Below are 12,946 nucleotides of genomic sequence, written 5' to 3'. Positions count from 1 at the left end.
CGTACGCAGCAAGATCCACGAGGAACCGTTCCGGCGCCGCGGGCTTCCTACGAATGGGGTACGGCCGCCTCCGCGGAACCGTCGACCTCGGTGCCGGGAGGCGCCAGCAGGAAGACGTTGCGGTCCACCCGGTGCATCGCGCTGCCCAGGCCGAAGACCACACCGCTGCTGAAGTCGAGGATCCGCTTGGCCACGTCGGCGTCCGCCGCGGTCAGGTCGAGCAGCACCGGGGTGCGGTCGATGAGGTACTCGGCCACGTCCCGGGCGTCGGAGAAGACCTGCACCCTCAGCACCACCAGCCGGCGTTCCCCCTCGGTGGTGCCGGCGTACTCCCCGGGAACGGTGCGGTGGTCCGCCCGCGACGGCCATGCGTCCCGGCCGCGCAGCGGCACCACCCGGGCAAGGCCCTCCCACTGCTCGTCGGTGACGTCGTACCTCTCGTACCTACTCATGGGTCCATCCTCGCGCCCCTCACCCGTTCGGCCCAACTGCGACACGGGGGTGAGGGGCACGGGGCGACGGGGGTCAGCCGCGGGCGAAGACCGCGACGGTGCGCGGGGGGACCGTGAAGGTGCCCGAACCCCGGTCGTAGGCGGCGGACTTCACCACCGGGTCTGAGCCGTGCCGCTGCACCGGGTGGAGGGCGTAGCGCTCACCGGCGAGCGCGGCGAGTTCCTGGTCCTGCCGCTCGGCGGTGGCGTTGAAGACGACCACCAGCCCGCCCAGCCGCATGGTGACCACACCCGGCGCCTCCTCGGGGCCCGACAGCGGGAAGGACAGCTCCCGCTGCACCCGGCGGGCCGTTCCCAGGGAGAAGACGTCCTCCGAGGTGCGGATGCGCAGCAGGTCCCGGTAGGCGGCCGAGGCCCGCGTGATCTGCGGGCAGCCGGCCCTCAGCGACGGGGCCGCCAGCAGCGGCCTCGCGTGGGGCCACTTGGCCTCGTTGTCCGCGGCCGGCGGAAGGCCGCGGCCGAAGCCGTTGCCGTCCCGGCAGTCCCAGTGGATCGCGTTGAACCAGTCGCCGCTGTCGTAGGAGTTGCGGTCCAGCGACTTGGAGCGGAGCAGGTCCGTCCCCGCCTGGGAGAGCGCCGGGCCCTGCGAGAGGGCCGCGGTGGCCATCGCGAGGACCTGCATCCTGGCCCGGTCCGCCGGCGGGGTGCCGACCGGGAGCTTGTAGGCCAGGGCGTCGTAGAGCGTCTCGTTGTCGTGGGCGTCCGCGTAGGCGAGCGCCTCGCCGGGGGCGGCGGCGTACCCGGCCGGGGAGCCGTTGTAGTCGACCTCGGCGCCGGTCACCTCGCGGCCGGAGGTGTCCGTGAACCGGTAGGAGGCGAGGTTGCCGGTCAGGCCGACCTTGAGCAGGTCCTGGTAGTGCAGCAGCCGGGCCTTCTGCTCGGCGGGAGTGCCGTTGGCCGGGGAGCCGTTGGGTTCGGTGTACAGGCCCGAGGCGAAGCCCTGCACTCCCGGGTCCTCGTCGAAGGGGCCTCCCCCGCGTACCGCGTCGCGGGCCCGGTCGGAGAAGGTGGCGATGCCGGTGCCCGCCATGTTCTCCTGCGTGGCCTGGACGAAGCGGGCGTCGTCGGCGACCTCGCCGAAGTTCCAGCCCTCGCCGTACAGCACGACGGCCTTGCCGTCGACGCCGTCGCGGGCCGGGGTCAGCTCGTCCAGGGCGGCACGCACGGCGAGGATGTTGTCCTTGGGGTGGTGCCCCATCAGGTCGAAGCGGAAGCCGTCGACCTTGTACTCGCGCGCCCAGGTGACGACGGAGTCCACCACCAGCTTGCCCATCATGGCGTTCTCGGGCGCGGTGTTGGCGCAGCAGGTCGAGGTGGCGACGGAGCCGTCGGCGAGCAGGCGCTGGTAGTAGCCGGGCACGATCCGGTCGAGGACGGACTTCTCGGACTGCCCGGCCGCCACGGTGTGGTTGTAGACCACGTCCATGACCGTGCGCAGGCCCTGCCCGTTGAGTGCCTGCACCATGCGGCGGAACTCGACGGTCCGGCGGGTGCCGTCCGGGTCGGTGGCGTAGGAGCCCTCGGGGACGGTGTAGTGCAGCGGGTCGTAGCCCCAGTTGTAGGCGTCCTTCGCGGCCGACTCGGCCACGCACGCCTGCTGCTCGGCGGAGTCGGGGGCGTAGACCGACAGCTCGCAGGCGGGCTCGCTGCGGTCGGCGGGCTTCTCGGGGATGGTGCCGATGTCGAAGGCGGGGAGCAGGTGGACGTAGGAGGTGCCGGCGTCGGCCAGGGCGCGCAGGTGCCTGGATCCGGCGCTGTCGCGGTCGGTGAAGGCGAGGTAGGTGCCCCGGAGCCGGGGGTCGGCGGTGGCGTCGGCGACGGAGAAGTCGCGGATGTGCAGCTCCTGGATCTGCGCGTCGCGCAGGGGGACGGCGGCGGGTTTGCGCAGCCGGTCCCAGCCGGCGGGTGCCAGTGAGCGGTCGGCGAGGTCGACCACGATGCTCTTCTCGGAGTCCGCGGTCAGGGCCAGCGCGTAGGGGTCGGTGACCGTGTTGGTGACGACCTCGGCGACGCTGGGCGCCCACACGGTCACCCGGTAGCGGTAGCTCTGCCCCTTCCAGCCCCTGCCGCCTCGGACCGACCAGACGCCGCTGGCCTCGTCGCGCCGCATGGGCACGGTGCGGCCGCCGATCTCCAGCGCGACCCGCTGGGCGGTCGGCGCCCAGAGCCGGAGGGTGGGCCTTCCCCTGCGGTCGAAGACGGCGCCGAGTTCGGCCCGGGTGGCCTCGGCCGCGTACAGGTCGTCCAGGACGCCGGCGAGCTGCACGCCCGTGGCGCCCAGGACCGCGCCCGCGGCGGTGTGGCGGGCGGCGACGACCTGCCCCTTGAGCGCCTCGCGGACCCGGTTGCGGTCGCGTGCGTCCACGGTGAAGGCGTTCTGCCCGGCGAGGTGCGGGAAGCGCTTCCGCTGGGCGTCGGTCAGCTGCCCGGGATGCAGCCGCAGGACGCGGTGCTCGCCGCTCAGGGTGCCGTCCTCGACGGAGATCCCCCCGTCGCGGGCGTACAGCAGGGAGGTGGCGGCCGCCGCGTCACCCCCGTCCCACACCAGCGTGTCCCGGTCGATCCAGACCGCGTAGGAGGTGCCGAGGTCCAGGGCCGCGCCGCCGCCCTTCGGCTGCGGCAGCAGGTACCTCTCCTGCCCGGCGAGCAGCCACGCCTCGTGGCCGGTCGCGCCGAGGTCGAGCAACTGGTCGGCGGGCAGGTCCTTCTCGTCGCCCCGGTGCACGATGTAGGAGAGCGAGGTGGCGCCGGGGGCGAGGGGCACCTCGAAGACCGCGCCGTAGGCGTCGGTGCGGACCGGCCGCAGCGGCGCGGACCAGTCGGTGGGCTCGGCCGCGCCGGTCCAGGTGTGCAGGCCCCAGCCCTCGTAGTCGCCGTCGGGGCGGTGGTAGTGCAGGGTCGCGGTGCCGGTGTCCGGCGGCGGGTAGGCGCCCTCGGGTGCCTGCTCCAGGACCTCGGGGCTGCCCTGCTCGATCCAGACCTCGCCGGTGCGGGTCAGGTCGACGGCGCGGTCGGCCTCGGTGTCCTTGACCCCGTCGCGGTTCACGGGGATGAAGCCGACGGAGGTGGCGCCGGGCCTGAGCTTCACGTAGGCGAAGGCACCGTAGGCGTCCCGGCCGGTGAACGGCTTGCCCGTCGGCCAGGGTGTGGACTCGCCCTCGGCGACGTCGCCCCAGGTGTACAGGTTCCAGTCGGCGTAGTCGCCGTCGGGGCGGCGGTAGTGGACGACGGCGTGGTCGCGCTCGACGGCGGTCGGCGGCCGGGGGACCTCGGGTGCGCCGCTGGTGGTCGCGGCGGTGGCGCTCGCGGTGCGTCCGGCGCTGTCCACGACGACGGCCTTGTAGCGCAGCGGCGTTCCGGCGGGGGCGTCCACCCGGTGGGTGACCCGGTAGGGGGCGTGGTCGGCCGAACCGAGCACCTTCCAGGGGCCGTTGCCGGTCTGCGCGGCGAAGACGACCCGGTCGAGCCGCCCCCCGGAGACGTCCGCGGTCAGCGCGACCGTGCCGGTGGCTCCGGCCTCCGGGGCCTCCAGGGTGAGGGAGGGCCGCTGTGCGGGGTGGGCGAGCGGACGGGCGGCCTTCAGCACCAGGGTGCCGAGGGCGGGGACGGTGACGCGCACCCGGCCGTCGGAGCCGCTGGTGGCACCGGTGCCGACGCCGTGGAGGGCGCCGAAGGGCATGCCGGCGGAGCCGGTGGGGATCTCGACGGTGCGCGGCCCGGTGGAGCTGTTCGCGGCGACCAGGTACTCGGTCCGGGTCCCGGCGTCGATGCGGGAGAAGGCGTACACGGGGCCCTCCGCGAGGCGCTCCTGCTGTACGCCGTCGCGCAGCGCGGGGTGGCGGGCGGTCAGCCGGGACAGCTGCGCTATCCGGCGGTACAGCGGGTGGCCGGTGTCGTAGGCGTCCTCGGCGTGGGTGCGGTCGGTGCCGATCAGGTCGTCGTCGAGGTAGTCGGCGGTCCGGGACGCGAACAGCGGCTGGCGGGCGTCCTTGTCGCCGCCCGCTCCGGTGAAGCCCTGCTCGTCGCCGGCGTAGACGACCGGGTTGCCGCGGGTGAGGAACATCAGCTCGTTGGCGAGGCCGTAGCGGCGCAGCAGTTCGGCGTCGTCGGCACGGGGGTTGTCCTGCTTCAGGAAGGTGCCGAACCGGCCCATGTCGTGGTTGCCGAGGAAGGGCACCGACTCGTAGGCGTTGGCCTTGTCGGTGGTGTAGCGGTAGTCCTGCGCGAAGAGGTCCGCCAGCCTCCGGGCCGGTGCGCCCTGCGAGGCGAAGGCACGGGCGGCCTCCTGGAAGGGGAAGTCGAGGGTGGCGTCGAGGCGGCCCTCGGTGACGTAGGGGGCGGTGACCGCGGGATCGGCGGAGTACACCTCGCCGAACATGAAGAAGTCGTCCCGGCCGCGCTTGGCGGCGTAGGCGTCGAGCGCCGTCGCCCACTGCGTCCAGAACTCGGTGTTCACGTGCTTGACGGTGTCGATGCGGAAGCCGTCGATGTCGAAGTCGCGTACCCAGCGGCGGTAGATGCGCTCCATGCCCTCGACGACCTCGGGCCGCTCGGTCCACAGGTCGTCCAGGCCCACGAAGTCACCGTGTCCGGAGGACTCGCCCGCGAAGGCCGAGTCCCCCCGGTTGTGGTACATGGTCGGGTCGTTGAGCCAGGCGGGGACCTTGAGGTCGCGCTCGGCGGCGGGCACGACGGGGGTGCGCGGGAAGGAGTCCCGGTCGACGGCGGGGAAGCGGCGCGTCCCGTCGGCGTAGTCCGCGTCGTCGAAGGGGACGCCGTCCTTCGTCAGATAGGGGAAGGCGCCCTTGGAGAGGTACGCGTAGGACTTCTCCTCGTAGTCCACGACGTCCGCGGTGTGGTTGGTGATGACGTCGAAGAAGACCTTCATGCCCTTGGCGTGGGCCTTGTCGATCAGCCGCTCCAGGTCCTCGTTGGTCCCGAAGTGGGGGTCGACCTGGGTGAAGTCGGTGATCCAGTAGCCGTGGTACCCGGCGGAGGCGTTCTTCCCCTCGCCCTGCACGGGCTGGTTCTTGAAGATCGGCGCCATCCACAGGGCCGTGGTGCCCAGGCCCTTGATGTAGTCCAGCCGCTCGGTGAGGCCCTTCAGGTCGCCGCCCTGGTAGAAGCCCTTGTCCTCGGGGTCGAAGCCGTGGTCCAGCCGGGTGCCGGTGAGGCCGCCGCGGTCGTTGCGCCTGTCGCCGTTGGCGAAACGGTCCGGCAGGACGAAGTAGAACTGCTCCCGGGTGAGGTCGTGGCGGGCCGGTTCGGCGGCCAGGGCCCTGTCCGAGGGCGGTCGGGGCGGTTTGGGCGCGGCGTTCGCCGGGACGGCGGACACGAGGGCCGCGACCGTCGCCGCCGCGAGGCCGCCGGCGATCAGGCGCCGCCGCTTCGGGGGTGAGGGTGTCAAGGCGGGGTACTCCTGGGTGAGGGCGGGGTGGGGAGGCGCGCCGGTGGTCCGGCGCGGTTCCGCCCCGCGCCCGGCCGGGCGCGGGGCGGTGGGCCGCGGTGCGGCCGAGGGGGCGGCGGTCAGGGCCGCCAGAGGTCGTTCAGGGTGAGGGTGCCGCCGGCGGGGACGGTCGCGGTGCGGTTGGCGCCGCTCTCCCAGGTGACGTTCCCGGACTGGTCCTTGCGGAGGTACTTGTAGGCGAAGGCCGTTCCGGCCGGGAGGCTCACCTCCCGCTTCCACACGGGGTAGTCGGCGGGGTCGAGTTTCAGCGCCGCGTCCGGGTTCCAGCCGCCGAGTTCGGCGCGGTCGCCGGTGACGTAGATGTTCTGGCCCCAGACGGTGGTGGCGTTCACCGCGAAGGACGCGGCGGCGACGGGCTCGGGGTCGGTGCCCCCGGAGCAGCTGCGGGCGCCCGCGTGCAGCGCCACGGCGGTCCCGGCGGCAAGGGTGGCCGTGAAGCGTCCCGAGCCGTCGACCGTGATGCTCCGCCCGCTCTGCACGTCGCAGTAGGCGCCGGAGGGCAGCGAGGTCTGGAAGGTGCGGGTGAAGGCGGAGCCGTCGTGGTTGATCGCCACATAGGCCCGGTCGCCGCGCCCGAAGGCGATCCGGTCGCCGCCGTCGTCCCACCAGTCGGTGACGCCCCGCCCGTGCGCGGTGTTGCGGAAGGCGACCATGGAGGAGATCTCGCGCCAGGCGTGCTGGCACTTCCAGCCGTCGCGGTAGCAGGCGTCCACCCGGCCGCCGTTCGGCGGGCCGGCGTCGTGGTCGGTGAACTCGTATCCGGAGTGCACGTCCGGTGAGCCGTAGGGCCAGGCCAGCATGAAGACATGGGCCAGGGTGTAGGCGGAGCCGTCCTTGTAGGTGAGGGTGTCGCCACCGCGCTCGGTGTCGTGGTTGGCGACGAACACGGCGGACTTCGCCGAGTCCATGAAGCCCCAGGCGGTGCCGAAGTTCTTCAGATGGGCGAGGTCCTCGTTGCGGAAGACCTGCTTCAGGGCCCGGGCGTAGCGGAACTCCTGGACGTCGCCGCTGCCCAGGTACTCGGACGGGGAGACGGCCTCGCCCTCGCCGTGGATGGCCTCGTGCTTCCAGTGGACCCCCGGGTCGGTCAGCCGGGACTTGACGGCCGCGAGGTCGGCCGCGGCCATGTGCTTGGAGGCGTCGATGCGGAAGCCGTCCACCCCGAGCGAGCGCAGGTCGTCGAGGTAGGCCGCGATCCGGTCGCGGACGTACTCCTCGCCGGTGTCCAGGTCGGCGAGGCCGACCAGTTCGCACTCCTGGACGTTGAAGCGGTTCCGGTAGTCGACGACCTGGCTGGTGCAGTTGTCGAAGTCGGGTGCGGAGTAGATCCCCGGGTAGCCGTACTTGGTGTACGGGGATCCCCCGGTGCCGGTGCCGTCGCCCGCCGCCATGTGGTTCACCACGGCGTCCGCGACGACCTTCACCCCGGCGGCGTGGCAGCTGTCGACCATCGCCGCGAAGGCGGCGCGGTCGCCGAGGCGCCCGGCGATCCGGTAGCTGACGGGCTGGTAGGACGTCCACCACTGGCTGCCCTGGATGTGCTCCTGCGGGGGCGACACCTGCACGAAGCCGTAGCCCGCGGGACCCAGTACATCGGTGCAGGCGCGGGCGACGGAGGGGAAGGTCCATTCGAACATCACCGCGGTGACGTCCTTGGTGCCGGGCGGGGCGGCCACGGCGGGGGTGGGGGGAGCCGTGACGGCGGCGGCGGCTGCCGCCACGACGGCGAGCGCTGCGGCCGCGGTTCTTCCGGCCATTCTGTCCTCCTGCGGTCGGGGAGGTGCGGATGCGAGGGAAGCCTCGTACGGCAACGCGCCATGCCCGCAAGGCCACATGAGAGGTGTTGCGCAAGAAGTCTGAAACTTGTTGCGGACGTGACCGTACGACCCGGTAGCGACCCGGTCAAGCCTTCGAACCGGTCTCGACCGGATGCTTCATGTCACCGCGCACACAGGGAAGTTCCGTCTTCGCAAACTCTTTCGCAAGTCATTGCGGCGGTGTTACGTTCAACGGCGACTCCGGTCCGGCCGGCCGGAGGGCCCGGTCCGTACCGTGTCCCACGCGCCCGGCCGGCCGGGCCGGTCCACCGGTACGCACCGGCCGGCTCAGCCCGCAGCCGCGCGATGGCCTGTTCGCCCTTCCGGCTGCCCGGCGCAGCTGCAGGAAAGCCCCGCACACGCGGCAAAGCCCCGTGCCCGCCCGGTGTCGGGCGGGCACGGGGCCCGGGAGGCGCGGGGTGCCGCCGGGGTCCGGCGCCCCTCAGCGGCGCGGGGCCCCGGTGGAGCCGCGCACCACCAGCTCCGGCTGGAAGACGAACTCCGTGCGCTGGACCGGGTTTCCCTCGATCTCCTCGGTCAGCGCGCCGACCGCGGCCGTCGCCATGGCGTGCACGGGCTGCCGCACCGTGGTGAGCGGCGGGTTGGTGAAGGCGATCAGCGGCGAGTCGTCGAAGCCGATCACCGAGACGTCGCGGGGTACGTCGAGACCCCGTTCGCGCGCCGCCCTGATCGCCCCGAGGGCCATCATGTCGCTGCCGCAGAAGATGCCGGTACACCCCTGGTCGAGCAGCAGCCCGGCGGCTGCCTGGCCGCCCTCGACGGAGAACAGCGTGCGCTGGACGAGGCTCCCCGCCTCCTGCTCGCCGACCCCCAGCAGGGACACCAGCGCCTCGACGAAGCCCTCGGCCTTGCGCTGGGAGGGCACGAAGCGGGTGGGTCCGATGGCCAGGCCGATGCGCTCGTGGCCCAGCTCCACCAGGTGGCGCACGGCCATCCGCGCCGCGGCCCGGTCGTCGGGCGAGACGACGGGGGCGGGCACGGCCTCGTTGTACCCGTTGATCAGGACGAACGGCACGCCCTCCTGGGCAAGTTTGAGGTAGCGGGACGGGTCCGCCGTGGTGTCCGAATGGAGTCCGCAGAGGAAGACGATGCCGGTGACCCCTCGCTGCTCCAACTGCTCGACGAGCTCGTCCTCCGTACAGCCGCCGGGTGACTGGGTGCACAGCACCGGCGTGTAGCCGTGTCCCGCCAGGGCCTGCTCGATGACCTGGGCGAACGCCGGGAAGATCGGGTTCGTCAGCTCGGGCGTGATCAGGCCGACGAGCCCGGCGCTGCGCTGGCGCAGCCGCACCGGGCGCTCGTACCCGAGCACGTCGAGCGCGGCGAGCACCCGGTGCCGGGTGGCCGCGGCCACGCCCGCCTTGCCGTTGAGGACCCGGCTGACGGTGGCCTCGCTGACCTGCGCCTGGAGCGCCAGGTCGGCGAGCCTCGGGGCGAGGACGCTGCTGCCCCGGGGCGGCACCACCGTCATACGGCCCACCACACGGTGGTGTCGGCGGGCACCACGGCCTCACCCTCCTCGACGGCGACGTCCTCGTTGGCGAGCAGCATCCGCCCGGGGGCGGGGAAGCGGACCGGCTCCCCGGTGGTGTTGGCCAGGCACACGAAGCCCTCACGGGCGAAGGCCAGCACCCCCTCGGGGGCGTCCAGCCAGGTCACCGAGGAGCCTGCGCCCAGGCCCGGCTGGGCCCGGCGGACGGCCAGGGCGCTGCGGTAGAGCTCCAGGGTGGAGTGGGGGTCCCCGGTCTGGGCCGCCACGCTCAGCGCACCCCACTGCGCGGGCTGCGGCAGCCAGCTGCCGCCGCTGCCGAAGCCGTAGGAGGTCCCCTCACAGGTCCACGGGATCGGGACCCGGCAGCCGTCGCGGTAGCCGTCCTGGCCGCTGGCGCGCCAGAAGGACGGGTCCTGGCGGACCTCGTCGGGCAGGTCGGTGACGTCCGGGAGGCCGAGTTCCTCGCCCTGGTAGAGGTAGAGGGAGCCCGGAAGGGCGAGGGCCAGCAGGGTCGCGGCGCGGGCCCGGCGCAGGCCGAGTTCGCGGTCGCCGGGCTCGCGGAGCTGGGTGCCGAGGCCGGGCGGGTTGGCGAAGCGGGTGGCGTGGCGGGTCACGTCGTGGTTGGAGAGCACCCAGGTCGCGGGGGCTCCGACCGGGCGCATCGCGGCGAGGGACTGGTCGATGACGGCGCGCAGTTCGGCCGCGTCCCAGTGGGTTCCCAGGTACTGGAAGTTGAACGCCTGGTGCATCTCGTCGGGGCGGACGTAGTGGGCGGTGCGCTCCACCGTCGGCGTCCATGCCTCCGCGACCAGGATGCGCTCGTCGCCGTACTCGGACAGCACCCGGCGCCAGGAACGGTAGACCTCGTGGACGCCGTCCTGGTCGAAGAAGGGCATGACGTCGTTGCCGAGCAGCTTCAGCTGGTCGTGCCGCCCGATGTCGGGGAGGCCGGGGGCCTTGACCAGGCCGTGGGCGACGTCCACCCGGAAGCCGTCGACCCCCATGTCCAGCCAGAAGCGCAGGATGGAGCGGAACTCGTCGTGGACGGCCGGGTGCTCCCAGTTGAAGTCGGGCTGCTCGGGGGCGAAGAGGTGCAGGTACCACTCGCCGTCCTCGACCCGGGTCCAGGCCGGGCCGCCGAAGATGGACTCCCAGTCGTTCGGGGGCAGTGCGCCGCCGGGGCCCTTGCCGGGGCGGAAGTGGTAGCGCTCCCTGAGCGGGGAGCCGGGACCCTCGCGCAGGGCGCGCTGGAACCACTCGTGCTGGTCGGAGGAGTGGTTGGGCACCAGGTCGACGATGATCCTCAGCCCGAGGGCGTGGCCCTCGCGGATGAGGGCGTCGGCGTCCAGGAGGTTGCCGAACATGGGGTCGATGGCGCGGTAGTCGGCGACGTCGTATCCGGCGTCTGCCTGGGGGGACGCATAGAAGGGGCTGAGCCACACGGCGTCGACGCCGAGGTCGCGCAGGTACGGCAGCCGGCTGCGGATGCCCTCCAGATCGCCCATGCCGTCGCCGTTTCCGTCGGCGAAGCTGCGCGGGTAGACCTGGTAGATCACCGCGTCGCGCCACCAGCCCGTGTCCGTGCCGGAGGTGGGGGCGGCGGGGGCGGCAAGGTGCTGGGTCATGTCATCCCTGGAAGTCATGGGGTGGGTGCGGCGCCGGTCCGGGTACAGGCCGGGACCGGCGCCGCGGCTTCATACGCGCGGGTGGTCGTGGTCGCGGCGGACGTGCCGGTTCACGGAACGGCCGCTCACGGTCTAGCCCTTCACGGCGCCGGCCGACATGCCGGTCACCAGGTGCCGCTGGGCGAAGAGGAACACGATCATCGCCGGGATGGCGATGAGCACCGAGGCGGCGGTCATCGGCCCCCACTGGGCGCCGTACTGGTTGACGAACTTCTGGAGCCCGCCCGCAAGGGTCATGTTCTCGTCGCCGACCATGAAGGCGGAGGCGTAGGCGACCTCTCCCCAGGCGGTGATGAACGAGTAGAAGGCCGTCACGGCGATGCCCGGCTTGGCGAGCGGCAGGATGAGCCGCCAGAAGGTGCCGAACGGGGTGAGGCCGTCCACCTGGCCCGACTCGTCGATCTCCAGGGGGATGGTGTCGAAGAAGCCCTTCATCATCCAGGCGCAGAAGGGCACGGCGATGGTCAGGTAGGTGATGATCAGGCCGGCCGCGTGGTTGAGCAGGCCGATGGACGACATGATGTTGTAGATCGGCACGATGAGGACGGCGACCGGGAACATCTGCGTGATCAGCAGCGTCCACATCAGCCCCCGCTTGCCCGGGAAGCGGAAGCGGCTGACGGCGTATCCGGTGGTGGCGGCGATGACCACGCCGAGGAGGGTGGTGAGGCCCGCGACGACCAGCGAGTTCCCGAACCAGGTGAGGAACGGGGTGTCGCTGAGCAGCCCGGTGTAGTTCTCGAGGGTCGTCTCCTTGACGAAGTCCGTGGTGGTCGCGTACTTCGCCGGCTTGAGCGAGGTGAGCAGCACCCACACGACGGGGAACACGGCGATCGCGGAGGCCAGCAGCAGGCCGCCGTGCAGACCGAGCGAGGCGAGCGGGGTGCGCCGCCCGCGGCGGGGGGTGTCGACTGCGGTGGTCACCAGACTTCTCCCTGCTTGCGAAGGGCCCGCCGGTAGGCTGCGGCGACGAGCATCAGGAGCACCAGGATCAGCACGCCCCACGTGGAGGACTGGGCGAAGTCCCGGGGGCTGATCTCGAAGGAGAACCGGTACGCCTGGGTGACGAGGATCTGCGTCGCCTCGCCGGGGCCGCCCCGGGTGAGGAGGAAGATCACCGGGAACATGTTGAAGGTCCAGATGGTGCTGAGCAGCACGACCGTGGTGCTGACCGAGCGGAGACCGGGGAGGGTGATGTTGCGGAACCGCTGCCAGGCGTTGGCCCCGTCCATCTCGGCCGCCTCGTAGAGCTCGCCGGGGATGGACTGCAGGCCGCCGAGGAGCGCGACCATCATGAACGGGACGCCCAGCCAGACGTTGACCGTGATGACGGCGAGCTTCGCCCAGGTCGGGTCGTTGAGCCAGGGCACCGCGTCGATGCCGGCCCCGCCGAGGATCTGGTTGAGCAGGCCGCGGCGCTCGTCGTAGAGGAAGCGCCAGGCGAAGACCGAGACGAAGCCGGGCACGGCCCACGGCAGGATGATCATCATGCGGTAGAGCGAGCGGCCGGCGATGCGGCGGTTGAGCATGTTCGCCAGGACGAGTCCCAGCACGAAGGTGACGCCCACACAGCAGACCGTCCACACCACGGTCCAGCCGAGGGTGTCGAAGAACTGGCTGCTGGACAGGGCCGCCGCGTAGTTGTCCAGGCCCACGAACTCGTAGGTCGCGGGGATCTCGTTGACGCCGATGGTCCGGGCGACGTTGCGCTCGGTGGCGTCGGTGAGCGACAGGTAGACGCCCCGCAGCAGGGGGTATCCGATGATCACGGCGATCACGATCGTCACCGGGGCGACCATCGCCCACGCGTACCAGTGCGTGGAGAGGGAACGGCGGAGCTTCCCCGCGGGCCTGCCAGCACGGCGGCTCCGGCCGCGGGCGCTCTCGCCCGCGGCCTTCGCCACCGTCTGGCTGCTGGTGTCCACAGCCATCAGCCGGTCAACCTTCCTCGG

7 protein-coding genes are annotated in these 12,946 nt (G+C 72.3%); all 7 read right to left on the bottom strand.

All coding sequences use genetic code 11. The annotated features are described in order from the left end of the window. Positions 1–47: 47 nt before the first annotated feature. Positions 48–452 (bottom strand): cell division protein SepF, encoded by a 405-nt coding sequence (locus ACGF15_RS12110; protein WP_345609567.1) that lies wholly within the window; start codon positions 450–452, stop codon positions 48–50. A 73-nt stretch (positions 453–525) separates the two neighbouring features. Further along, entirely contained in the window at positions 526–5,919 is a 5,394-nt protein-coding gene (gene pulA, locus ACGF15_RS12105) for a pullulanase-type alpha-1,6-glucosidase (protein ID WP_392798218.1), read from the bottom strand. 119 nt (positions 5,920–6,038) lie between these two features. After that, positions 6,039–7,736 (bottom strand): carbohydrate-binding module family 20 domain-containing protein, encoded by a 1,698-nt coding sequence (locus ACGF15_RS12100; RefSeq protein WP_392798215.1) that lies wholly within the window; start codon positions 7,734–7,736, stop codon positions 6,039–6,041. Between the two features lie 502 nt (positions 7,737–8,238). Further along, a complete protein-coding gene (locus ACGF15_RS12095) occupies positions 8,239–9,288 on the bottom strand; it encodes a LacI family DNA-binding transcriptional regulator (RefSeq protein WP_362610275.1) in 1,050 nt (349 codons plus the stop codon). After that, the gene (locus ACGF15_RS12090; protein ID WP_345609575.1) at positions 9,285–10,934 is read right to left on the bottom strand and encodes a glycoside hydrolase family 13 protein; all 1,650 of its coding nucleotides are present in this window, start codon (positions 10,932–10,934) and stop codon (positions 9,285–9,287) included. The genes ACGF15_RS12095 and ACGF15_RS12090 overlap by 4 nt, the downstream gene beginning before the upstream one ends. Before the next feature lie 132 nt (positions 10,935–11,066). Beyond that, positions 11,067–11,918, bottom strand: a complete 852-nt coding sequence (locus ACGF15_RS12085) for a carbohydrate ABC transporter permease (protein WP_345609577.1) — start codon at positions 11,916–11,918, stop codon at positions 11,067–11,069. Continuing rightward, entirely contained in the window at positions 11,915–12,925 is a 1,011-nt protein-coding gene (locus ACGF15_RS12080) for a carbohydrate ABC transporter permease (RefSeq protein WP_256522019.1), read from the bottom strand. Before ACGF15_RS12080 ends, ACGF15_RS12085 begins: the two co-directional genes overlap by 4 nt. Between the last annotated feature and the right edge of the window lie 21 nt (positions 12,926–12,946).

The sequence above is a fragment of the Streptomyces sp. NPDC048001 genome (assembly GCF_043203115.1).
Classification (GTDB): Bacteria; Actinomycetota; Actinomycetes; order Streptomycetales; family Streptomycetaceae; genus Streptomyces; species Streptomyces sanyensis.
This window is presented reverse-complemented; position numbering and strand designations above follow the sequence as displayed.